Origin of the sequence: Pantoea sp. B270 (assembly GCF_018726825.1) — a bacterium.
Lineage (GTDB): Bacteria > Pseudomonadota > Gammaproteobacteria > Enterobacterales > Enterobacteriaceae > Pantoea > Pantoea dispersa.
In genome coordinates this window covers 673,241-695,293 of the sequence record NZ_JAHCSX010000001.1, presented here as the reverse complement: position 1 = coordinate 695,293, position 22,053 = coordinate 673,241, and the positions used below count along the sequence as shown (strand labels likewise).

Here is a 22,053-nt window from a genome sequence, read left to right as displayed (position 1 = left end):
TTGCACTGCATTATCAGAATGTTACACGTTTTGTGCGCCGCATCACACGGCGCAGCAGCACTCAGGCAAGGGTTTTGAACGCTTTGATGCGTTGCAGATGCGGGGCAATATTTTTGAATTTGTGGCTGGCCTCCTCGTCCCACACGATCTCGTAGTACGGGTGCAAGGCGGCCGCGCTGCGCTGATTATCCAGCGCTTCATCGTGACGTGACAAAATGGTCAGGCAGCGGTCGCGGTTCTTTTCACGGAAGTTGCTGACGCATTTGGTGGCGATATCAAGATACTCTTCCGGCCGGTCGATCTTGCCTTCCATGTTTTCATCAGGAAACAGGTTGGGATTGAATATCGCCTGGCGCATGCCGCAAAGGAAGCCGATGCGTTCTGCCCAGTAGCCGCCCAGGCCGACGCCACAAATCAACGGATGCGCATCGCTGCCCTGCTGGAGCAGTTTGTCGCACTCTTTCAGCAGAAACTGCATATCGTGTTTCGGATGGCGGGTGCTGTAGCTGATAAGTCTGACGTCCGGGTCAATAAACTGCAGCTGCAGCACCTTTTCATGGTTGCCCGGACTGTTGGAATCAAAACCGTGCAGATAGATGATCATGATTATCCTCAGCGTGGAGTGAGATCCGGGCAGCGGCGATTATCTGCCCGACGCTTTGTGCGCCAGCCAGCGATCCTGCAGGTCACTGAGCTGACGCTGATTTTGCCGCCAGCGCTCGCTGGCCTGCAGACTCTGACGGTCAAAACGTCCCTGATGGTATAACTGCGTGACGCGCGTCGCCTGGATCGGCGTCAAATTATCCAGCACGCTCACCGCGCCAGCACGCTGATTGCACAACAGGATCATATCGCAGCCGGCATTCAGCGACTGCTGAGCCCGTTCCGCATAGCTGCCCATCACCGCCGCGCCCTCCATCGACAGATCGTCTGAGAAGATCACCCCGTTGAAGCCCAGCTCCTGCCGCAGCACCGTTTGCAGCCAGTAAGGCGAACCACTGGCCGGCAGCGGGTCCACTTCAGTATAGATAACATGCGCGGGCATCACCGCATCCAGCAGCTGCTCATCAATCAGCTGCTGGAAGATTGCCATGTCATGCTGGCGCAGCGTGGCCGCATCGCGCGTGTCGCGCGGCGTCTCTTTGTGCGAATCCGCGCTGACCGCGCCGTGGCCCGGGAAGTGCTTGCCGGTGGTTTTCATGCCGGCTTCGTGCATGCCGTGGATAAACTGGCGCGCCATCTGCAGCGCAATCGCCGGATCGGCGTGGAAAGCGCGATCGCCGATGGCCGCGCTGATGTGGCCGATATCCAGCACCGGCGCAAAGCTGATATCGATATCCATGGCGATCATTTCCGCCGCCATTTGCCAGCCGGCCTGCTGCGCCAGCTCGCCGGCGCGTGCCATGTCATGCAGCGCGGCGAATGATTGCATCGCAGGCAACTGAGTAAAACCGTCGCGGAAGCGCTGCACGCGTCCGCCTTCCTGATCAACCGCCACCAGCAGCCGGTTGCGCGACGCCGCGCGAATCTGGCGCACCAGCTCCGCCAGCTGCGCAACATCATGGAAGTTGCGGGCGAACAGGATCAGTCCGCCTGTCAGCGGATGTTGCAGAATTTCGCGCTCTTCGGCGTCCAGCTCGTAGCCTTCGACGTCCAGCATCAGCGGTCCGGGCGTTGTCATCGTCATGTTTCGGTTCCTGAATTAAAGATCCTGCCAGCTGGCCTGCGCCAGCCGTTGCAATGTTTGGTCATGGCTCTGCTCGGCGCGCAGCTGATACCAGCTGGCCATCAGCAGCTGCAGCCACGGCTGCCAGCGCCGGCTTTGACGCCGCAGCGCCGTGGCCGACAGCCGCGCCTCGGCGGCATAGTCGGTTATCCAGTAATCGTGTTCAGCGCCATCCACCGCGCCGATAGCGGCCAGCTCCAGCGCCACGTCGCCATCCGCAGCATATTCCCAGTCAATTAAACGCAGGCCATCCGGCGTGGCAATCAGATTGCCAGGGTGGACGTCCATGTGCAGCGGTGCCAGCCGCAGCGGCGACGGTTCGCCGCGCTGCAGCAACTGGTTTAAGCGCCGCTGCCAGCGCCAGTGCCGCTGCTGACACAGCTGCCAGTAGCGCTGCAGCAACGGTGCCAGCCGTAAGCGATAACCGGTCAGCGGCTGGTGATGCAGGCGCAGCAGCAGCGTCAGCACCGCTGCGCGCTGCGCGCTGAACTGATCCGGCGAAAGCACCTCGCCCGGCAGCCAGCGCTGCAGCAGCCACGGCGCCTGCCACGTCAGCGGCTGCGGCGCCAGCGCCGTAGTACGCAACTGACGCAGGATGCGGTATTCGCGCTGACGATCGACAAACGGGATGGGCTGCGACGGCGTCCGGCGCGCCAGCAGATCGCCCTGCTCGCTGCGTACCTGCACGCTGTTACCGCTCAGTCCTGGCAGCGCGAAAAAATGACCGGCAGCTTGCGCCGTCGGCCATTGTTGCTGAACCAGATGCTGCAGCCGGGGATCAGGGTTGTGCAACGCCGTTGCCCGACCAGATGATTTCGCCGGTCTGCACCAGCATCAGCTGCATTTGCAGCGCAGGAGCTTTCACATCGCCCTGCGCGTTGCTGTACAGCACATACTGCGCGTTGACGATGCGCGCCAGGCCAATCGCTTTGCTGCGCGAGTTGAGGCTATCCTCTGGCGACAGGCCGAGCGTTTGCTTCGCCTGATTAAGCTGATCGTTTGAGACCAGGCTGAACTTGCCGTTATTCGCCAGCGCGTTCTCAATCGCTGCCGTGGCTTTTTCCGTTTGCAGCGAGCCGTTGGTGCTGTTTTTGATGCGATCCACCAGCAGCACGCTGCCCGGATTGACGCCCGCCGACTGCACCATATTGGCGACTAACGGCTGGACGCTGGCGTTCCAGTTGATGGTTTTCAGCTTCGGCGGCTGCGGCACAGTTTGCGGCGGCGGCACCGGCTGCGCGGGCGGTTGTTCTGGCTGGGTTGGCGTGGTCGGCTGCGTCGGTTCAACCGGCGCCGGGGTTTGTTGTTTCACCACACAACCGGTGAGCATCAGCGCAAACAGTAGCGCGCCGGAACGTTGTACACTGCGAATCACAGGTTACTCCTCAAAGATAAAGATAGAGACGCACCTTGCTGGCGGTCGGGTTACCCATTTGCGAGGCCACTTCTACGCTGCCGTGCGCCGGTACGGTTTGAGTCTGCGCCGGCTCCTGCGGCTCAATCTCCAGCCCTTTGTCATCGTACCAGTAGAAACGATAGTGCACGGTGACCGGCGTTTCACGCAGATTTTGCAGCACGCTGGCGGCGCGCTGCTGGCCGTCGCGGCTGGTCAGCGCGGGCTCATCGGTGATGATGCCCGCCGACAGTACGGCAGACTCCATCACCAGCGACTGGGAGGTGTTGATCATCGGCTTATCGCTGCTGCAGCCCACCAGGGTCAGCAACAGCAAGCCGCTCAGCCATTGACGCATCACAAGGTCCGCCTGAGGTTAGATGGCCAGCATCGGGCCCAGCGGCTGTCCGCCGACCAGGTGCATATGAATGTGGTAAACCTCCTGCCCACCGTGACGGTTGCAGTTGATGATCAGGCGATAGCCATCCTCGGCGATGCCTTCATCACGGGCAATTTTTGCGGCGGCGGTAACCATGCGGCCCAGCGCCTGCTCATGCGCCGCCTGTACATCGTTGGCGGTCGGAATCAGTACATTGGGGACAATCAGTATATGGGTAGGCGCTTTGGGCGCGATATCGCGGAAGGCGGTGACCAGTTCGTCCTGATAAACCACGTCGGCGGGAATTTCGCGACGAATGATTTTACTGAAAATGGTTTCTTCAGCCATGGTGCAGTTCCTTAAGCCTGAGTTCAGTCAGGCAGTATGCGTGAGGAATTCCGTTTCTTTCAACCTCAGGACCACTTTTCTTCATTAAATGGCTGCCTTTGCATCACTTTTTCACGCTGGCGCGGCGCGGCCGGCGGTGTCTGGCGGCAGTAAAATAAAAAACCCCTCGGATGAGGGGTTTTGTCGCACCGAAGTTGCAGTGCGGTGAAGCGGCGGTAGAGGAGTAAAGCGTCCCGCGACAGGGATGTCGCGGGCCGAGCCCCAGGGATGGTTTTGGCGTCTTTACGATCTGACGCCGCTTCACCGCACCGGCCCGGCCTGCCGTCATGTCACTTACATACTGCGGATATAATCATCCATCTCGGTTTTCAGGTTATCGGACTTGGTGCCGAAAATCGCCTGCACACCGGAACCGGCCACCACCACACCACGCGCGCCGAGGTTTTTCAGTTCAGCCTGATCCACCTTCGCTACGTCCGCCACGCTGACGCGCAGACGGGTAATACAGGCATCAAGGTTAGTGATGTTCTCTTTGCCACCGAACGCAGTGACCAGCTTGCCCGCCATTTCACTGCCGGTCGCGCTGCTCTGCTCCATCGCCGTGTCTTCACGACCCGGGGTTTTCAGATTCAGTTTTGCGATCAGCACGCGGAACACGGTGTAGTACACCAGACCGTAGATGATACCGACAATCGGGAACAGCCAGATTTTGCTGCTGTTGCCGCTCAGCACGATGAAGTCGATCAGACCGTGTGAGAAGCTGGTGCCATCACGCATGCCCAGCAGAATACAGATTGGGAACGCCAGGCCCGCCAGGATGGCATGGATCACGTACAGGATCGGTGCCACGAACATGAACGAGAACTCGATCGGCTCGGTGATACCGGTCAGGAACGAGGTCAGCGCGGCGGAGATCATGATGCCGCCCACTTTGGCGCGGTTTTCAGGTTTAGCAGAATGCCAGATGGCGATAGCCGCAGCCGGCAGACCGTACATCTTGAACAGGAAGCCGCCAGACAGTTTACCGGCAGTCGGGTCACCCGCCATGTAGCGCGGAATGTCACCGTGGAAGACCTGACCGGCCGCGTTGGTGAATTCACCAATCTGCATCTGGAAAGGAACGTTCCAGATGTGATGCAGACCAAACGGCACCAGCGCACGCTCAACCACACCGTAAATACCGAACGCCACCACCGGGTTCTGATAGGCCGCCCACTGGGAGAAGTCCTGAATCGCGGTACCAATAGGTGGCCAGATGAAGGACAGCACCACACCGGTGAAAATCGCGGTCAGACCGGAAATGATTGGCACAAAGCGCTTACCGGCGAAGAAACCGAGGTATTCCGGCAGCTTGATGCGGTAGAAACGGTTGAACATGTAGGCTGCAATCGAACCGGCAATAATGCCGCCCAGCACCCCGGTATCGGCGAGGTGTTTGGCTTCGATCTCGGCCGCCGGCAGATGCAGCACCAGCGGCGCGACCACAGCCAGGGTTTTCACCATAATGCCGTAGGCGACCACGGCGGCCAGCGCCGACACGCCATCGTTATTGGTAAAGCCCAGTGCCACACCGATCGCAAAGATCAGCGGCATGTTAGCAAACACCGAACCACCCGCTTCGGCCATCACGTGGGAAACCACTTCCGGCAGCCAGCTGAAGTTAGCAGAACCAACACCTAACAAAATACCGGCAATCGGCAGAACCGATACCGGCAACATCAGCGATTTACCTACCTTTTGCAGGTTCGCAAATGCGTTCTTGAACATAGAAGCTCCTGAGTATGAGTGCATTTTTTAGCGCAGTGCGCATGGCAAAGGGGGAGGATCCTTAGCCGGGGTGACGCTGAGCGTCTTTTGATTTATTACGAAGGGTAAAATAAATGACGACACGTTACTTTGACGGCTATCACGTTTCACCAAACACAGCGCTGAAATTTCAGTCATTTCTTACTGACTTGCTGCTATAAACAGCAATAAATCACTGCCTGCGCCGCGAAACACGCAGCGCAGATGAGTGATTTCAGATTAATTACAGAGTTTGAAATAAAGCGCGTTAGCCGCCGAGTCGGCTCATCGGCACCTTAAACAGGCGGGAGAAGTTTTCCGTGGTGGCGGCCGCCAGGGTCGCAAGATCGACGCCCTTCACCACGGCCATATACTCAGCCACGTCGCGGGTGAAGGCAGGCTGATTTTCTTTGCCGCGATGCGGTACCGGCGCCAGATAGGGTGAATCGGTTTCAACCAGAATGCGATCCAGCGGTACATAGCGCGCTGCTTCGCGAATCTGTTCAGCGTTGCGGAAGGTCACAATGCCGGAGAAGGAGATGTAGAACCCAAGATCCAGCAGCTGCGCTGCCGTCTCTTTGTCTTCGGTGAAACAGTGCAGCACGCCGCCGCATCGCTCTGCCTGCTCTTCACGCAGAATGGCCAGCGTGTCTTCGCGCGCATCGCGGGTGTGGACAATAATCGGCTTGTTCAGCGCAATGCCGGTGCGGATATGCTCACGGAACGAGGCCTGCTGCTGGGCTTTGGTCTCCTGCTGGTAAAAATAATCCAGCCCGGTTTCGCCCAGTGCAATCACCTGCTCTTCCGCCGCCAGACGGCGAAACTCTTCCACGTCATACGGCGTTTCCTGATTGAGCGGATGCACGCCGCAGGCCAGCGCGATGTTGTCACGATCGCCAACCAGCTGTTTGATTTTGTAGTAATCCGGCAGCGTGGTGGCAATCGCCAGCATGAATTTCACATCCCGCGCCGCCGCTTTGGCAATCACGTCATCCAGATCGCGGTGCTGGGTTTCATAATCAAGGCCATCAAGATGGCAGTGCGAATCAACAATAAACATAGATCTCTCTTTTACCCTTAGCCGACCGTCGCGGGAGACAGCAAACGTCCCCAGGCAAGCAGACAGTCGGTCAGAATCAGTTCACGATTAAGCGCCGCCACGTGCAGCAGCTGCTCGCGACACTGCAGCCACTGCTGCACGCTCGCATTCAGCGCGCTGCTGCTGAACTGCTGCGCCAGCTGCGTCACCACGTCCGGGCGATCGCCATTACTCAGCCAGTTGCTGGCGCCCTGCTGCACCTTCATCGCATCCACCAGTAGCGAAAGCAGCCAGCCGAGGCGAACCGCCACATCGTCGCTGTTGAGCGCCGGCAATAGCTGCAGAATATCGCCGCTCAGTGCGCTGTTCAGGCTGTCGCACAGCGTTTGCCGTGCCTGCCAGCGGTCCGGCTGTAACAAGGCCAGCGCCGCAGCAGGTGCCCCGTTGCTCAGACGCAGCGCCGCGCGCAGAATCGCTTCCGGCTGCGGCTGCTGTTTCTGCAGCCATTGCAGGCTGTGCGTCTCTTCCGGCGGCGAAAGATGCCATGTCATACAGCGGCTGCGCAGCGTGGCCAGCAGTCGCGACGGCTCGCGCACGCTGAGGAAAAACCAGCAGTTGGCGGGCGGCTCTTCCAGCGTTTTTAGTAGCGCGTTGGCGGCGGCTTCGGTCAGTTGCGTCGCATCCGGCAGCCAGACAATTTTCGCGCCACCCTGCTGGGCAAAATGGTACAGCTTCTCACTGACGTCGCGAACCGCATCAATGCCGAGCGAGGCTTTTCCCTTTTCCGCTTCCAGCCGATACCAGTCCGGATGGGTGTGCGCCTGCATCAGCTGGCAGCCGTGACACTGACCGCAGCTTTTCAGTCCCTGCGGCTGCTGACACATCAGCCAGCGGCTGACGCCCCACACCAGCGCATCGTCGCCCATGCCCTCAATGGCCTGAATCAGCAGCGCATGATGTGCCTGTCCACTCTGATGGCGGGCAATGATCTGTCGGTACGGCCGGTTCAGCCACGGATACCAGTTCATGCCGCCTGACCAGCCAGCCACTGACGCAGCACGGCTTTAAGTGACGCTGTCACATTCTCAATCGGCTGTGTCGCATCGATGGTTTTGATGGTTGGATCGGCAGCGGCCAGCGCCTGATAGCGTTCGCGCGTGCGGGTAAAAAAGTTCAGCGACTCCTGCTCAATGCGATCCAGTTCGCCGCGCGCCCGGGCACGCTGCAGGCCAATCTCCGGCGTGACGTCGAGATAGAGCGTCAGGTCGGGACGAAAATCGCCCAGCACCGCATCGCGCAGCGTGGTCATCAGCTGGGTATCGAGCCCGCGACCACCGCCCTGATACGCCTGCGACGAAAGATCGTGACGGTCGCCCACCACCCAGGCACCGCGTGCCAGCGCCGGTTTGATGACGTTTTCTACCAGCTGCACCCGCGCGGCATACAGCATCAGCAGCTCGGCTTTATCACTCACCTGTTCGCCATCAATGCCCTGTTTCACCAGCACGCGCAGCTGTTCGGCCAAAGGCGTGCCGCCCGGCTCACGGGTAAAGACCACGTCTTCAATGCCCTGCTCATGCAGGACCGCAACCACCGCCTCACGCGCGGTGGTTTTGCCGGCGCCTTCCAGCCCTTCGATGACGATAAACTTACTTTTCATTTTTTTCCTTCATCGCCAGCCGGTAAACCTGCACGGCTTTATTATGACTGGCCAGATTGGTGGTAAAGGTGTGACCGCCTTTGCCATCCGCGACGAAATAGAGGTAATTGGTCTTCTCGGGATGAGCCGCCGCTTCCAGCGAGGCGCGCCCCGGCATGGCAATCGGTCCCGGCGGCAGGCCGCTGATGGTATAGGTATTGTACGCGGTCGGGGTCTCAAGATCCTTGCGCGTCAGCGTACCGGTATAGCTGTCGCCCATGCCGTAGATCACCGTGGGATCGGTCTGCAGTTTCATACCGGTGCGCAGGCGATTGATGAATACCGAAGCAACGCGCGCGCGCTCTTCGCTGACGCCGGTCTCTTTTTCGATAATCGACGCCATGGTGACCATCTGCTGCGGTGTTTTATACGGCAGACTGGCCATCCGCCCCTGCCAGATCTCATCCACCAGCTTGTTCATGCGCGTGTGCGCCCGCTCCAGCAGTGCCACATCGCTGGTGTTGGCAGTATACAGATAGGTATCCGGATAGAAACCGCCTTCCAGCTGGCTGACATCAAGCTTAAGCGCGGCCGCAACGCTGGCAAATTCATCATCCGGCAGCGTGTGTTTAAGGTATGGCGCTTTACGCAGCTCAGCCAGCCACTCTTTCAGTCGGGAACCCTCGACAAAGCGCAGCGGAAATTGCGCCTCTTTGCCGCTGGCCAGCAACTGCAGTAGCTGGCGCACCGTCATGCCGGTCTCAAGGCGATACGTCCCGGCTTTGAAGTTAGCCAGATCGGGCTCCAGCTTCAGCAACGGGCCAAACCAGATGCTTTGCGGAATGATGTGCTGGCTCTCAAGCTGCGCTTCCAGCACCACGCGACCGCTACCGGCCGGCAGGGTATACAGGGTTTCCTGGTGAATGGTTAATGGCGTCGCGGCAAAGCGTTTAATCTGCCAGTAGCTCAATGCGGCAGCCAGGCCAGCGATGACTACGGCGCCGGCAACTATTTTTTTCATTCGGGTCATGATGCTTCCATCGTCTGGCAACTGGCGAGCAGTTGCTGGTACAGCGTGCGTGCGGAAAAGATGACGTCGTCAATTTGCCGCACGGGTAATACTGGCATCAGCGCGTTACAGATCACCACTTCATCGGCGCTTAACACCGCCGATCGGCTGGCCTCCACCTGCTGGCAGTCGTAACCGGCCTGTGCCAGCTGTGCCAGCAGATAACGACGCATGATGCCATCAACGCCGGCCTGCGCGAGGCGCGGCGTGAAAATGGCCTCACCGCTGCGCCAGAATAAATTGGCCGCACAGCATTCCACTACCGTCCCGGCGGTGTCAAGCACCAGCGCTTCGTCTGCGTCGCACGCATCCAGCTGCTGGCGAATCAGCACCTGCTCCAGCCGGTTGAGGTGTTTGATGCCGGCCAGCAGCGGGTTCTGCGCCAGCCGCACCGGGCTGGTCACCAGCCGCGCGCCCTGCTGCTGCAACGTGGCGTAGTGCTGTGGCCAGGGTGCGAGCGCGATGATACGCGTGGGTTGCGTGCAGCCGGCGCGACTGTAGCCGCGTCTGCCCGCGCCGGGCGTCAGAATCACTTTGAGCACTGCTTCGCGCTGGCCCGCCGCCGCGCGGCGCATCTCCTCCGCCAGTAAGGCGCGATCCGGCGCGGCCATCAGCAAACGCTGGCAGCCGTCCTGCAGACGCTGCAGATGCGCCTCCAGCAGCTGGATACGGCCCTCTCTGACTGCCGCGGTGGTGAAACAGCCGTCACCAAACTGCACCGCGCGATCGCGGGCAGAAAGGGTGTCCTGTGCCACTCCGTTAATCCACATGCGCTTCTCCTCTGCCGCTGGCGTCAGCGTTGAATAGCACTGTGGCGCGTAACATTCCACGCCACTGCGTGACAAAATATAAAAAAGGCCCGCATTGCGGGCCTCTGTTCGGCTGGATAGCGCTTATACCTTGCGGAAGATCAGCGAGCCGTTGGTGCCGCCGAAACCGAAAGAGTTACACAGCGTGTACTCCAGTCCGCTGACCTGGCGCGCCGTGTGAGGCACAAAGTCCAGATCGCAACCTTCGTCAGGATTGTCGAGGTTGATGGTGGGCGGAACCGCCTGGTCGCGCAGCGCAAGAATCGAGTAAATCGCTTCTACCGCGCCCGCCGCACCCAGCAGGTGACCGGTCATCGATTTGGTCGAGCTGACCATTACGCTGTGCGCGGCCGCACCAAACACCGACTTCACCGCCTGCGCTTCGGCTTTGTCACCGGCCGGCGTTGAGGTGCCGTGCGCGTTAACATAGCCAATCTGCGCCGGGTCCAGCTGCGCATCACGCAGCGCGTTGACCATCGCTGCGGCTGCACCTGAACCGTCTTCCGGTGGAGATGTCATGTGGTAAGCGTCGCTGCTCATGCCGAAACCGACGATTTCCGCATAAATCTTCGCACCGCGTTTCTTCGCGTGTTCGTACTCTTCCAGCACCACGATACCGGCACCGTCGCCCAGCACGAAACCGTCACGATCTTTATCCCACGGACGGCTTGCCGCCTGCGGATTGTCGTTACGGGTAGAGAGCGCACGCGCCGCGCCGAAACCGCCCACGCCCAGTGGCGTACTGGCTTTTTCAGCACCGCCGGCCAGCATCACATCCGCGTCGTTGTACGCGATGATACGGGCAGCGTGACCAATATTGTGCACGCCAGACGTACAGGCGGTCGCAATCGAGATGCTCGGGCCTTTCAGGCCGTACATAATGGTCAGGTGGCCAGCGACCATGTTAACGATGGTTGAAGGCACAAAGAATGGGCTGATTTTGCGCGGACCGCCATTGACCAGCGAGGTATGGTTATCTTCGATCAAACCCAGACCGCCGATGCCGGAACCGATAGCCGCACCGATGCGTCCGGCATTCTCGTCGGTTACGACCAGACCGGAGTCCGCCATAGCCTGAATACCGGCCACAATGCCGTACTGGATGAAGTCATCCATCTTGCGTTGATCTTTGCGCGAGATGTATTCATCGCAGTTAAAATCTTTCACCAGACCCGCAAAACGCGTTGCGTAGGCACTGGTATCAAAATGGTCGATCAGGTTAATGCCGCTCTGACCGGCAAGGAGAGCACGCCAGGTAGACTCTACGGTATTGCCGACAGGAGACAACATGCCAAGACCGGTCACAACTACACGACGCTTAGACACGTTCGTCCTCCAGGGAGGGAAATAATGACGCTATGTGGGGCAAACATAAAACTCAGGCGGTCGAATGACCGCCTGAAGATATTCATTAACCTTTATGGTTATTGATATAGTCGATCGCTGCCTGAACGGTAGTGATTTTCTCAGCTTCTTCGTCTGGAATTTCAGTATCAAACTCTTCTTCCAGAGCCATTACCAGCTCAACGGTGTCAAGAGAATCTGCACCCAGGTCTTCAACGAAAGAAGCGCCGTTAACCACTTCGTCTTCTTTAACGCCCAGCTGCTCAGCTACGATTTTCTTAACGCGTTGTTCGATATCGCTCATACTATTTAATTTCCTATCAAAACTCGCTTTCGCGATGGTTTTCGTAGTGTATAAAATGTTGAAAAAGATGCAACAAAATCCCGGCTGGTCGAACCACGATTTTGCGTTATTCTGCGGTGTTTACCGCAGATAATGCAAATGATTTCGTGATTATCAGACCATGTACATGCCGCCATTGACGTGCAGCGTCTCACCCGTGATGTAGGCGGCTTCGTCAGAGGCTAAGAATGCAACAGCATTGGCAATCTCCTGCGGGTCGCCTAAACGACCTGCCGGCACTTCTGCCAGAATGCCCGAGCGCTGATCTTCGTTCAGTGCACGCGTCATGTCCGTCTCAATAAAGCCCGGAGCCACGACGTTTACGGTAATGCCACGTGACGCAACTTCTCGCGCCAGTGATTTGCTAAAGCCAATCAAACCTGCTTTTGCTGCCGCATAGTTTGCCTGACCCGCGTTACCCATGGTTCCAACTACCGAACCGATGGTAATGATACGGCCCACGCGCTTTTTCATCATGGCACGCATGACCGCCTTCGACAGGCGGAACACCGATGTCAGGTTGGTATCGAGGATATCCGCCCACTCATCGTCTTTCATGCGCATCAGCAGATTGTCACGCGTAATGCCTGCATTATTGACCAAAATGTCAACTTCGCCAAATTCGGCGCGAACTTTCTCGAGCACGCTCTCAATAGAGGCCGCATCGGTCACGTTCAGCAGCAGACCTTTGCCCTTGTCGCCGAGGTAAGCACTGATGGCTTCCGCGCCGCTTTCGCTGGTGGCAGTACCCACCACTTTTGCACCGCGTGCCGCCAGCGTTTCCGCGATGGCACGTCCGATACCGCGGCTGGCGCCGGTCACCAGCGCTACTTTACCTTCAAAGCTCATGATTTTCCTCTTATTCCTGGCCAGGCGCCGCAGCCAGTGACGACGGATCGTTCACCGCTGCAGCCGTCAGGCTGTCCACAATTCGTTTGGTCAGGCCGGTCAGCACTTTACCCGGACCGATTTCCAGCAGTTCAGTCACGCCCTGTGCAGCAATAAACTCAACCGCCTCAGTCCAGCGCACCGGGCTGTACAGCTGACGCACCAGCGCGCTGCGAATCGCCGCGGCGTCGCTTTCGCACTTAACGTCAACGTTATTGACCACCGGTACCGACGGCGCATTGAAGATCACGCTTTCCAGCGCCACCGCCAGCTTATCCGCCGCAGGTTTCATCAGCGCGCAGTGTGACGGCACGCTGACCGGCAGCGGCAGCGCGCGCTTGGCGCCGGCCGCTTTACAGGCGGCACCAGCACGTTCAACCGCTTCTTTATTGCCGGCGATAACTACCTGACCCGGCGAGTTGAAGTTGACCGGCGAAACCACCTGGCCCTGCGCGCTCTCTTCACAGGCTTTGCGAATTGCCGCGTCGTCGAGACCGATAATCGCCTGCATGGCGCCCGTGCCTTCCGGCACCGCTTCCTGCATCAGTTTGCCGCGCAGTTCAACCAGCTTGATGGCGTCAGCAAAATTCAGCACGCCCGCACACACCAGCGCAGAGTATTCACCGAGGCTGTGTCCGGCCATCAGCGCGGGCTGCGCGCCATTTTTGCTTTGCCAGACGCGATAAATCGCGACCGAGGCTGCCAGCAGTGCCGGCTGGGTCTGCCAGGTTTTGTTCAGCTCTTCAGCCGGGCCCTGCTGGACCAGCTGCCATAAGTCGTAACCCAGCGCGTCAGAAGCTTCACGGAAAGTGGCTTCAACCTGTGGATTTTCCGCTGCCAGATCGGCCAGCATGCCGACGGTCTGCGATCCCTGTCCCGGGAAAACAAAAGCAATTTGCGTCATCTTGCGTTCCTGTCAATCAAAAGCGAACCAGCGCCGAGCCCCAGGTGAAACCGCCACCAAAGGCCTCGAGCAAAATCAGGTGTCCGGGCTTGATGCGGCCATCACGTACCGCTTCGTCCAGCGCGCTTGGCACCGACGCTGCCGAGGTGTTGCCGTGTCGATCCAGCGTCACCACCACTTTATCCATGCCCATGCCGAGCTTTTTGGCGGTGGCGCTGATGATGCGCAGGTTGGCCTGATGCGGCACCAGCCAGTCAAGCTGTTCACGATCGAGATTATTCGCCTGCAGCGTTTCATCGACGATATGCGCCAGCTCAGTGACCGCGACCTTAAACACTTCGTTGCCGGCCATGGTGAGGTAAGCCGGCTCATCCTGATGCGCGCGATCCTGGTACGGCAGCGTCAGCAGCTTACCGTAGCGGCCATCGGCATGCAGATGCGTGGAGAGGATGCCCGCTTCTTCGCTTGCGCCGAGCACCACGGCACCCGCGCCATCACCAAACAGGATGATGGTGCCGCGATCGTCAGGATCGAGGGTGCGAGCCAGCACATCCGCGCCGATCACCAGCGCGTGCTTCACCGCACCGTTTTTGATGTATTGATCGGCCACGCTCAGTGCATAGGTAAAGCCGGCACAGGCGGCTGCGAGATCGAAGGCGGCGCAGTCGTTGATTTCCAGCATCTGCTGAATCATGCACGCTGAGCTCGGGAAGGCGTGGCTGGAAGAAGTAGTTGCCACGATGATCAGGCCAACGTCGCTGGCAGCTACGCCCGCCATTTCCAGCGCACGCTGGGCCGCGGTGAAGCCCATGCTGGCCACCGTTTCATCCGGTGCCGCAATGCGACGTTCACGAATACCGGTCCGGGTGACAATCCACTCGTCCGAAGTCTCCACCATTTTTTCCAGGTCCGCGTTGCTGCGAACCTGCTCAGGCAAATAGCTGCCCGTACCGATAATTTTGGTAAACATCTACGCTTTGTCACTCCTGGCTAATACAGCGTCAAGGCGCGCGGCAATTCTCTCGGGAACTTGCTTGCGCACCGCCTGCTCTGCCTGTTCTATCGCCACGGCAAACGCGCGTTGATTCGCCGCGCCGTGGCTCTTGATCACTGTCCCGCGCAATCCTAACAGACAAGCGCCATTGTACTGGTCGGGGTTGAGATGACCGAAACGTTTAGCCAGACGCTTTTGGATCCAGCGTCCCAGCCATTTCAGCCACCAGGCCCGTTTTTTTCCTTCACCTGACGATTTGAGCAGAGAAAGAAACATTCTTACCACGCCTTCCATGGTCTTCAACGTGACATTACCCACGAAGCCATCACAGACCAGCACATCCGTCTTGCCGGTGAGGAGATCGTTCCCCTCAAGGTAACCAATATAGTTGATCTGCGGCGAGGCCCGCAGCACCGCCGATGCGGCGCGAATCGTCTCCAGCCCCTTCGTCTCTTCCTGACCGATGTTGAGCAGCGCGACGCGCGGCTGGCTGATTTCCAGCACTTCTTCCGCCATCACCGCACCCATCACTGCAAACTGCACCAGCATTTCACTGTCGGAATCGACGTTAGCGCCCAGATCCAGCACCACCGTCTTGCCGTGCTGCTGATGCGGCAGCACGGTCATCAACGCCGGACGCTCAATGCCATCCAGCGGCTTCAGTAATAATTTTGCCAGGCCCATCAGCGCACCGGTATTGCCGGCACTGACGCACGCCTGCGCTTTCCCCTCTTTCACCAGCTCTAACGCCACGCGCATGGAGCTGCCGCGGCTGTTACGAATCGCCTGCGAGGGTTTGGCATCACTTGCAATAACCGATTCGGCAGGGATTACCTGCACACGCCCCAGTAACGAGGAATCCGCTTTGGCAAGAAATGACGAGATGATGTCGGGATCGCCGACCAGAAGAAGAACCAGCTGCGAATGAGAGGCCAGTGCCTGCAAGGCTGCAGGCACTGTCACGCAGGGACCGAAGTCCCCGCCCATGGCATCAACTGCCAGGGTCAAACGTGTCAAGGTATCGCCTTGCGTAACCGCAAAGAATTACTTGGTGATAACCTTGCGACCGCGGTAGTAACCATCCGCAGTGATATGGTGACGCAGATGAGTTTCACCAGAAACTTTATCTACTGACAGAGTGGTAGTGGTCAGCGCATCGTGCGAACGACGCATACCACGCTTAGAACGGGTTGGTTTATTCTGTTGTACGGCCATGGACCTTACTCCTATTACTTACGCTTTAAACTGGCTAATACGGCAAATGGGTTTGGTTTTTCCGCCTCTTCAGGCAGCTGGCCAAAGACCATGTCCGCGTCGGACACTTCACAGTGTTCAGAATCATGCACCGGAACGACCGGCAGCGCGAGGATGAGTTCATCTTCGATCACCGCCAGCAGGTCGATTTCACCGAAATCGTTGACATCGACCGGCTCGTAGGCTTCCGGCAGTGCCTCGGCCTGCTCATCAGAAGAGACAGGACTGAAGCAATAGCTTACGTGCACAGCATGCGGGAACGGTTGGTTGCAGCGTTGACATAACAACGTTACCTGCACATCGGCTGTTCCTTGCAGAACCGCGAGGCGCTGGTTGTCAACCGCAAACGACATGGCACATTCCACATCACTGTCCACACTCACGACCGTTTCGGCCAGGCGCGCCACCAATTCAGGTGCGTAAACACCGTGATAATCCAGGCGTTTTTGCGCGGCGCGGACCGGATCGAGCGTCAGGGGTAATTTTACCTTTTGCATAGGGCGCGCATATTAACTTTGTAACGTCATAGAGTCAAAGAAAAAGGCCGGTTTACAGCATCTTTCACCCGTTAGTCGCATCCAGTGCGGCGCATAGTTTAAAATGCCTGTCATCTTTACGCTATCACTTCTGCAAAAAAATGATGACACCGCTGGTTTTAGCCTCAACCTCTCCGTTCCGTCAGGCGCTGCTGCGCAAGCTCGGCCTGCCGTTTATCACTGCCGCCCCTGAAAGCGATGAAACGCCGCTGCCGGGAGAAGCCGCGCCGCAGCTGGTGCAGCGGCTGGCCATCGCCAAAGCGCAGGCGCTGGCCGCGCGCTATCCTGCGCACTGGATCATTGGGTCCGATCAGGTCTGTGTACTGGACGGCCGCATCGCCGGCAAGCCGCATACCGCAGAGAACGCCTGCCAGCAGCTGGCGCTGGCGAGCGGTAAAGCCATTACCTTTTATACCGGCCTGGCGCTGATTCACCCCGCCAGCGCGCAGCAGCATGTGCTGTGTGAACCCTTTACCGTGCATTTTCGGCAACTGAGCACGGCTGAGATCGCGCGCTACGTCGAGCTGGAGCAGCCGCTGCAGTGCGCCGGCAGTTTCAAAAGTGAGGGACTGGGGATTTGTCTGTTTGAACGGCTGGAGGGGCGCGATCCCAATAGCCTGATTGGCTTACCGCTGATCGCGCTGAATGGCCTGCTAAGGCAGGCGGGCATCAATCCGCTGGGCTGATGCCACGCTGTCAGGCTTTTTTCTGCTGGCGCAGCTGGGACAGGCAGTGCTTCAGAGCCTTATCCAGCGGCGCTTCCATACGCAGGCTTTCGCCGGTGTTGGGATGGGTAAACGTCAGCGCGGCAGCATGCAGGAACAGCCGCGCCAGACCGGTTGGTGCCAGCTGGCGATCGAATTCGCGATCGCCATAGCGATCGTCAAAAGCAATCGGGTGCCCGCCATGCAGGGTATGCACGCGAATCTGATGCGTACGTCCGGTCACCGGACTGGCTTTAACTAATGTCGCCAGGCCAAAACGTTCTTCAACTTTAAAGCGCGTTTCTGACGGCTTGCCCTCGGCGCTGACCCGCACCACGCGCTCGCCGCTTTGCAGTATGTTTTTCAGCAGCGGTGCCTGCACCACTTTCAGGTGCGATGGCCAGTCGCCGCGCACCAGCGCCAGATAATCCTTCTGCATGCCCTTCTCACGCAGCTGCTCGTGCAGCGAACGCAGCGCCGAGCGCTTCTTCGCCACCAGCAAAATGCCGGACGTGTCACGATCGAGACGGTGCACCAGTTCAAGGAAACGCGCCTCCGGGCGCAGCGCGCGCAGCCCTTCAATCACGCCGAAGCTCAGCCCGCTGCCGCCGTGCACCGCGGTGCCGGACGGTTTGTTCAGCACCAGCAGATAATCGTCTTCATACAGAATGCACGACTCCAGCGCCGCTACTTTATCCAGTTTGGGCGACACTGCCTGCTCTTCACGCTCGGCCACGCGCACCGGCGGCACGCGCACTTCGTCGCCGTCTTCCAGCTTATATTCAGGTTTTACGCGCTTCTTATTCACCCGCACCTCGCCTTTACGCAGGATGCGGTAAATCATGCTTTTCGGCACCCCTTTCAGCTGGGTGCGCAAAAAGTTATCAATACGTTGACCGGCATTTTCAGCCGTGATGGCGACAAACTGTACGCCGGGATTCTCTGTTTTCATGGCGGCGATTCTAAATAGTGTCCCCGGATAGCGCCACCCCTTTTTCTGTGCTTAACTCTGACTTTATCGCCGCGTTACGCGGCCAGAATGCTGGCTTTTTCAACGATGCGATGATTACCCCTGCAAATGAACAGGTTAAGGATGAACAAACTTCACAGCTCGGTAAAAGTCGCCTTGCTATAAGTTGCTAAGCAATGGAATAATGCAGAGGTTTCTGTCCTGGAAAGAGTCAGGCAGGAAAAAGAGCGAAATTAAGGTATTTTGCCGGATGAAACGGACACGCAGCAATGGCGTAAGACGTGATGTTTAATCAGGCACTTAGCGGGCTGCGGGTTGCGGCCTGGACGACAGACTGGGATGTGTGGATTTTTGAATACTCTGTAGCACTTCCACCTTCAGGCGCTGGTTTTCCTTATGAAAAACAGGCCACCGACAAGATTTGCGCCCCTTTAGCCGCCGACAACCGTGAGGTTGACGTCAGTGCATGCAGACACGGGGCCATCGGTTGATTCTCGTCCAGGGTAACGATGCCCGCAGCTTTATCACTCATGTGAGAATAACGAGTAAGTCACGATGAAAAGAATGTTAATCAACGCAACTCAGCAGGAGGAGTTGCGCGTTGCCCTTGTTGACGGACAACGTCTGTACGATCTGGATATCGAAAGCCCCGGACACGAGCAGAAAAAAGCCAACATCTACAAAGGTAAAATCACCCGTATTGAACCCAGCCTCGAAGCTGCGTTTGTTGATTACGGTGCCGAGCGTCACGGTTTCCTCCCTCTGAAAGAAATTTCCCGCGAATACTTCCCTGCTAATTACAACGCGCATGGCCGTCCGAACATCAAAGATGTGCTGCGTGAAGGCCAGGAAGTGATCGTACAAATCGATAAAGAGGAGCGCGGTAATAAAGGGGCAGCACTGACCACCTTTATTTCGCTGGCCGGTAGCTATCTGGTGCTGATGCCCAACAACCCGCGCGCTGGCGGCATTTCCCGCCGTATCGAAGGTGACGACCGAACCGAGCTGAAAGAGGCGCTCTCAGCGCTGGAGCTGCCGGACGGCATGGGCCTGATCGTGCGTACCGCTGGCGTCGGCAAATCTGCCGAATCGCTGCAGTGGGACCTCAGCTTCCGTCTGAAGCACTGGGAAGCCATCAAAAAAGCCGCAGACAGCCGCCCGGCACCGTTCCTGATTCATCAGGAAAGTAACGTGATTGTGCGCGCCTTCCGCGACTACCTGCGTCAGGATATCGGTGAAATCCTTATCGATAACCCGAAAGTGCTGGAGCTGGCGCGTCAGCACATCGCCGCGCTCGGTCGTCCGGACTTCAGCAGCAAAATCAAGCTGTACACCGGTGAAATTCCGCTGTTCAGCCATTACCAGATCGAATCGCAGATTGAATCGGCGTTCCAGCGCGAAGTGCGCCTGCCGTCCGGCGGTTCTATCGTTATCGACAGCACCGAAGCGCTGACCGCCATTGATATCAACTCCGCCCGCGCTACACGCGGTGGTGATATCGAAGAGACCGCCTTCAACACTAACCTGGAAGCCGCCGACGAGATTGCCCGTCAGCTGCGTCTGCGCGACCTCGGTGGTCTGATTGTTATCGACTTCATCGATATGACGCCTGTGCGCCATCAGCGCGCCGTGGAAAACCGTCTGCGTGAAGCGGTACGTCAGGATCGGGCGCGTATCCAGATCAGCCACATTTCACGCTTTGGTCTGCTGGAGATGTCGCGTCAGCGCCTCAGCCCGTCACTGGGTGAGTCCAGCCATCACGTCTGCCCGCGCTGTAGCGGCACCGGCACCATTCGTGATAACGAATCGCTGTCGCTGTCGATCCTGCGTCTGATTGAAGAAGAAGCGCTGAAAGACAACACCAAAGAAGTGCACGCCATTGTGCCGGTTCAGGTGGCCTCTTACCTGCTGAACGAAAAACGTGAAGCGGTCAGTGCGATTGAGAAACGTCAGGGCGGCGTGCGTGCCATCATCGTGCCAAACGATCAGATGGAAACGCCGCACTACTCGGTGCTGCGCGTGCGCAAAGGTGAAGAGACGCAAACCCTCTCCTATCACCTGCCGAAACTGCATGAAGCTGAGATGGCGCTGCCTTCGGAAGAAGAGCACGCTGAGCGTCGTCGTCCGGAGCAGCCAGCACTGGCCGCCTTCGTGATGCCGGATGCACCACCGGCTCCGGTTGAAGTGAGCGAAGAGAGCCAGCCGGCAGCGGTTGACGTCAAAGCCAAACCGGCGGTCGCAGCACCCGCGACCGTCAGCACCGGTTTTGTTGCGCGCCTGCTGGGTGGCCTGAAAAAACTGTTTGCCGGTGATGCGCCCGCCGCAGCCCCTGCTGAAGAGAAGACCGAAGCGAAAACGGCTGACGGTGAGAATACGCAGCAGCGTGGTGAGCGTCGTAACAATCGTCGCAACAACAATCGCCGCGAGCGCACGCCGCGTAACGGTGAGCATGCGCAGAGCCGTGAAGGCCGTGAGCCACGTGAAGCGCGCGAGCCGCGGGAACCCCGTGAGCCTCGTGAAGCCCGCGAGCCACGCGATCAGGATAACCGCCGTAACAAGCGTCAGAATGACGCGCGCGGCGAGCGTCCGGCGCTGACTGAAGAGCAACTGCAGCAGCGTGATGAGCAGCAGCAACAGCGTCGCGAACAGCGTGCTGAGCGCCAGCGTCGTCGTCAGGAAGAGAAACGTGCGCAGCAGGAACCGCAGGTTGCTGAGCAGGTGCCTGTTGTTGATAGCGTTGATGACAGCGTTGCGCAGGAAGACGAACGCGTTCAGGTTATGCCGCGTCGCAAACAGCGCCAGCTCAGTCAGCGCGTGCGCGTAGGTGACAACGCTGACGCGATGCCTGCTGAGCTGCCTGCCGCTGCCGTTACTGAAGCGGTGCAGGAAAACAGCCAGCGCGCCCAGCTGAAAGAGCAAGTTGAAATCGCTCAGGATGAGCAGGATGACAGCGAGAACCGTGACGGGGCCAACATGCCGCGCCGTTCACGTCGCTCACCGCGTCATCTGCGCGTCAGCGGTCAGCGTCGTCGTCGCTATCGTGACGAGCGTTACCCTACGCAGTCTGCGATGCCGCTGGAAACAGCAGCTGCCTCACCAGAGATGGCGTCAGGCAAAGTGTGGATCACCTATCCGGTCACGCAGACTCACGAGCACTTCACCTCTAACCAGGCGCTGAACGAAATGCCAGACTATGGCTATCAGGATGCCGCCCCGGCGGAAGAACTGCCTGTAGCTGTCGAAGCCGCTGCCGTGGCACAGCCAGAAACGCCAGCGCCAGAAGTGGTGCATCAGGCTGAACCGCAGGCGCACACTGAGGTGCCGGTGGTGAATACTGATGACCTGACGCCAGTGGCGGCACCGGTTGATAACCAGCCAGCAGTGATTTCCGCAGCCGATGAAGCAGTTGCACAGGAAACCGCAGCAGAAGCGCAACCGGCTGTTACGCCTGCCGATGAGACGCAGCCAGTGGTTACCGAAGTGGTTACCGAAGCGGTTAGCGCAGCGGAACAGGCTCCGATCGAGGTGTCACCCGCGATTGAAGCGCAGGTAGAAGAGGTGCTGTCCGCGCCGGTAGCGGCCGAAGAGCCTGTCGCGCCGGTCACCGAACCGCACGCACCGGTTGCCGCCCGTGATACCGGGGTCAGCCATGCTGAGACCCGCTTCAAGCATCACGCTACGGCGCCGATGACCAAAGCACCGGCACCGGCATGGGAACCTGAGCCCGAGCGCCACAGTGACTGGGTTCGTCCGGCCTTCAACTTCGAAGGACGCGGTTCAGCCGGTGGTCATAGCGCCACGCATCAGGCTACCGCACCGGCTACCCGTCCGGAAAGCGCGTAAGTCTCTGCTGTAGAGCACTACCGTCTCCAAACCCCGGCTGGTCCGGGGTTTTTTATTGCCCGCATTCTCCCCTCCCACCTGACTGA

At 58.7% G+C, this 22,053-nt stretch carries 23 protein-coding genes; 2 read left to right on the top strand and 21 right to left on the bottom strand.

Annotation, left to right across the window (positions count from 1 at the left end):
• Positions 1 to 61 precede the first annotated feature (61 nt).
• The 20 genes from ycfP to yceD form a co-directional block, all read right to left on the bottom strand.
• On the bottom strand, positions 62 to 604 hold the full coding sequence (gene ycfP, locus KOL70_RS03390) for an alpha/beta hydrolase YcfP (RefSeq protein WP_021506392.1): 543 nt from the start codon (positions 602 to 604) through the stop codon (positions 62 to 64).
• Positions 605 to 643: 39 nt separating this feature from the next.
• Positions 644 to 1,687, bottom strand: a complete 1,044-nt coding sequence (gene nagZ, locus KOL70_RS03385) for a beta-N-acetylhexosaminidase (RefSeq protein WP_215480207.1) — start codon at positions 1,685 to 1,687, stop codon at positions 644 to 646.
• 15 nt (positions 1,688 to 1,702) lie between these two features.
• A complete protein-coding gene (gene thiK, locus KOL70_RS03380) occupies positions 1,703 to 2,518 on the bottom strand; it encodes a thiamine kinase (RefSeq protein ID WP_058780745.1) in 816 nt (271 codons plus the stop codon).
• The gene (gene lpoB / locus KOL70_RS03375) at positions 2,505 to 3,101 is read right to left on the bottom strand and encodes a penicillin-binding protein activator LpoB (protein WP_021506395.1); all 597 of its coding nucleotides are present in this window, start codon (positions 3,099 to 3,101) and stop codon (positions 2,505 to 2,507) included. The genes thiK and lpoB overlap by 14 nt, the downstream gene beginning before the upstream one ends.
• A gap of 10 nt (positions 3,102 to 3,111) precedes the next feature.
• Positions 3,112 to 3,477 carry a YcfL family protein gene (locus tag KOL70_RS03370; RefSeq protein WP_021506396.1) on the bottom strand — a complete coding sequence of 122 codons (366 nt, stop codon included), beginning with the start codon at positions 3,475 to 3,477 and terminating at the stop codon, positions 3,112 to 3,114.
• An 18-nt stretch (positions 3,478 to 3,495) separates the two neighbouring features.
• Entirely contained in the window at positions 3,496 to 3,846 is a 351-nt protein-coding gene (gene hinT / locus KOL70_RS03365) for a purine nucleoside phosphoramidase (protein WP_021506397.1), read from the bottom strand.
• Positions 3,847 to 4,179: 333 nt separating this feature from the next.
• Complete coding sequence (ptsG, locus tag KOL70_RS03360; RefSeq protein WP_021506398.1) at positions 4,180 to 5,613, bottom strand: PTS glucose transporter subunit IIBC; 1,434 nt, start codon at positions 5,611 to 5,613, stop codon at positions 4,180 to 4,182.
• A 286-nt stretch (positions 5,614 to 5,899) separates the two neighbouring features.
• Positions 5,900 to 6,691, bottom strand: coding sequence for a metal-dependent hydrolase (locus KOL70_RS03355; RefSeq protein WP_215480206.1), 792 nt, complete (start codon positions 6,689 to 6,691; stop codon positions 5,900 to 5,902).
• Positions 6,692 to 6,708: 17 nt separating this feature from the next.
• Positions 6,709 to 7,698 (bottom strand): DNA polymerase III subunit delta', encoded by a 990-nt coding sequence (holB, locus tag KOL70_RS03350; protein ID WP_215480205.1) that lies wholly within the window; start codon positions 7,696 to 7,698, stop codon positions 6,709 to 6,711.
• Complete coding sequence (gene tmk, locus KOL70_RS03345; protein ID WP_104092814.1) at positions 7,695 to 8,330, bottom strand: dTMP kinase; 636 nt, start codon at positions 8,328 to 8,330, stop codon at positions 7,695 to 7,697. The genes holB and tmk overlap by 4 nt, the downstream gene beginning before the upstream one ends.
• Positions 8,320 to 9,339, bottom strand: a complete 1,020-nt coding sequence (mltG, locus tag KOL70_RS03340; RefSeq protein ID WP_058769629.1) for an endolytic transglycosylase MltG — start codon at positions 9,337 to 9,339, stop codon at positions 8,320 to 8,322. Before mltG ends, tmk begins: the two co-directional genes overlap by 11 nt.
• Positions 9,336 to 10,148, bottom strand: a complete 813-nt coding sequence (pabC, locus tag KOL70_RS03335) for an aminodeoxychorismate lyase (RefSeq protein WP_215480204.1) — start codon at positions 10,146 to 10,148, stop codon at positions 9,336 to 9,338. Before pabC ends, mltG begins: the two co-directional genes overlap by 4 nt.
• A 123-nt stretch (positions 10,149 to 10,271) precedes the next feature.
• Positions 10,272 to 11,513 carry a beta-ketoacyl-ACP synthase II gene (gene fabF, locus KOL70_RS03330; RefSeq protein ID WP_058769628.1) on the bottom strand — a complete coding sequence of 414 codons (1,242 nt, stop codon included), beginning with the start codon at positions 11,511 to 11,513 and terminating at the stop codon, positions 10,272 to 10,274.
• A gap of 85 nt (positions 11,514 to 11,598) precedes the next feature.
• Positions 11,599 to 11,835 (bottom strand): acyl carrier protein, encoded by a 237-nt coding sequence (gene acpP, locus KOL70_RS03325; RefSeq protein WP_010617251.1) that lies wholly within the window; start codon positions 11,833 to 11,835, stop codon positions 11,599 to 11,601.
• Between the two features lie 153 nt (positions 11,836 to 11,988).
• Positions 11,989 to 12,723, bottom strand: a complete 735-nt coding sequence (fabG, locus tag KOL70_RS03320) for a 3-oxoacyl-ACP reductase FabG (protein ID WP_021506405.1) — start codon at positions 12,721 to 12,723, stop codon at positions 11,989 to 11,991.
• Between the two features lie 10 nt (positions 12,724 to 12,733).
• Positions 12,734 to 13,666 (bottom strand): ACP S-malonyltransferase, encoded by a 933-nt coding sequence (gene fabD / locus KOL70_RS03315; protein WP_215480203.1) that lies wholly within the window; start codon positions 13,664 to 13,666, stop codon positions 12,734 to 12,736.
• Between the two features lie 16 nt (positions 13,667 to 13,682).
• Entirely contained in the window at positions 13,683 to 14,636 is a 954-nt protein-coding gene (locus tag KOL70_RS03310) for a beta-ketoacyl-ACP synthase III (RefSeq protein WP_021506407.1), read from the bottom strand.
• On the bottom strand, positions 14,637 to 15,677 hold the full coding sequence (plsX, locus tag KOL70_RS03305) for a phosphate acyltransferase PlsX (RefSeq protein WP_058759470.1): 1,041 nt from the start codon (positions 15,675 to 15,677) through the stop codon (positions 14,637 to 14,639).
• A gap of 27 nt (positions 15,678 to 15,704) precedes the next feature.
• On the bottom strand, positions 15,705 to 15,875 hold the full coding sequence (rpmF, locus tag KOL70_RS03300) for a 50S ribosomal protein L32 (RefSeq protein ID WP_016192161.1): 171 nt from the start codon (positions 15,873 to 15,875) through the stop codon (positions 15,705 to 15,707).
• Between the two features lie 14 nt (positions 15,876 to 15,889).
• Positions 15,890 to 16,411, bottom strand: a complete 522-nt coding sequence (gene yceD / locus KOL70_RS03295) for a 23S rRNA accumulation protein YceD (RefSeq protein ID WP_058759469.1) — start codon at positions 16,409 to 16,411, stop codon at positions 15,890 to 15,892.
• A 143-nt stretch (positions 16,412 to 16,554) separates the two neighbouring features.
• Between yceD and KOL70_RS03290 the strand changes: the two genes are divergently transcribed.
• Positions 16,555 to 17,136, top strand: coding sequence for a nucleoside triphosphate pyrophosphatase (locus KOL70_RS03290; RefSeq protein ID WP_193751874.1), 582 nt, complete (start codon positions 16,555 to 16,557; stop codon positions 17,134 to 17,136).
• A gap of 10 nt (positions 17,137 to 17,146) precedes the next feature.
• Here the strand turns inward: KOL70_RS03290 and rluC are convergent, their stop codons facing one another.
• Positions 17,147 to 18,106 carry a 23S rRNA pseudouridine(955/2504/2580) synthase RluC gene (rluC, locus tag KOL70_RS03285; RefSeq protein WP_021506411.1) on the bottom strand — a complete coding sequence of 320 codons (960 nt, stop codon included), beginning with the start codon at positions 18,104 to 18,106 and terminating at the stop codon, positions 17,147 to 17,149.
• A 573-nt stretch (positions 18,107 to 18,679) separates the two neighbouring features.
• Between rluC and rne the strand changes: the two genes are divergently transcribed.
• Positions 18,680 to 21,967, top strand: coding sequence for a ribonuclease E (rne, locus tag KOL70_RS03280; protein ID WP_215480202.1), 3,288 nt, complete (start codon positions 18,680 to 18,682; stop codon positions 21,965 to 21,967).
• Positions 21,968 to 22,053: the final 86 nt, after the last annotated feature.

Bases quoted from the DNA above. Each gene is read 5' to 3' on its own strand.
- acpP (WP_010617251.1), bottom strand. From the start codon at position 11,835: ATGAGCGATATCGAACAACGCGTTAAGAAAATCGTAGCTGAGCAGCTG.
- KOL70_RS03355 (WP_215480206.1), bottom strand. From the start codon at position 6,691: ATGTTTATTGTTGATTCGCACTGCCATCTTGATGGCCTTGATTATGAA.
- rne (WP_215480202.1), top strand. From the start codon at position 18,680: ATGAAAAGAATGTTAATCAACGCAACTCAGCAGGAGGAGTTGCGCGTT.
- mltG (WP_058769629.1), bottom strand. From the start codon at position 9,339: ATGACCCGAATGAAAAAAATAGTTGCCGGCGCCGTAGTCATCGCTGGC.
- rluC (WP_021506411.1), bottom strand. From the start codon at position 18,106: ATGAAAACAGAGAATCCCGGCGTACAGTTTGTCGCCATCACGGCTGAA.
- ycfP (WP_021506392.1), bottom strand. From the start codon at position 604: ATGATCATCTATCTGCACGGTTTTGATTCCAACAGTCCGGGCAACCAT.
- ptsG (WP_021506398.1), bottom strand. From the start codon at position 5,613: ATGTTCAAGAACGCATTTGCGAACCTGCAAAAGGTAGGTAAATCGCTG.
- rpmF (WP_016192161.1), bottom strand. From the start codon at position 15,875: ATGGCCGTACAACAGAATAAACCAACCCGTTCTAAGCGTGGTATGCGT.
- fabD (WP_215480203.1), bottom strand. From the start codon at position 13,666: ATGACGCAAATTGCTTTTGTTTTCCCGGGACAGGGATCGCAGACCGTC.
- KOL70_RS03310 (WP_021506407.1), bottom strand. From the start codon at position 14,636: ATGTTTACCAAAATTATCGGTACGGGCAGCTATTTGCCTGAGCAGGTT.
- KOL70_RS03290 (WP_193751874.1), top strand. From the start codon at position 16,555: ATGACACCGCTGGTTTTAGCCTCAACCTCTCCGTTCCGTCAGGCGCTG.
- nagZ (WP_215480207.1), bottom strand. From the start codon at position 1,687: ATGACGATGACAACGCCCGGACCGCTGATGCTGGACGTCGAAGGCTAC.
- KOL70_RS03370 (WP_021506396.1), bottom strand. From the start codon at position 3,477: ATGCGTCAATGGCTGAGCGGCTTGCTGTTGCTGACCCTGGTGGGCTGC.
- fabG (WP_021506405.1), bottom strand. From the start codon at position 12,723: ATGAGCTTTGAAGGTAAAGTAGCGCTGGTGACCGGCGCCAGCCGCGGT.
- pabC (WP_215480204.1), bottom strand. From the start codon at position 10,148: ATGTGGATTAACGGAGTGGCACAGGACACCCTTTCTGCCCGCGATCGC.
- yceD (WP_058759469.1), bottom strand. From the start codon at position 16,411: ATGCAAAAGGTAAAATTACCCCTGACGCTCGATCCGGTCCGCGCCGCG.
- tmk (WP_104092814.1), bottom strand. From the start codon at position 8,330: ATGAAAAGTAAGTTTATCGTCATCGAAGGGCTGGAAGGCGCCGGCAAA.
- hinT (WP_021506397.1), bottom strand. From the start codon at position 3,846: ATGGCTGAAGAAACCATTTTCAGTAAAATCATTCGTCGCGAAATTCCC.
- holB (WP_215480205.1), bottom strand. From the start codon at position 7,698: ATGAACTGGTATCCGTGGCTGAACCGGCCGTACCGACAGATCATTGCC.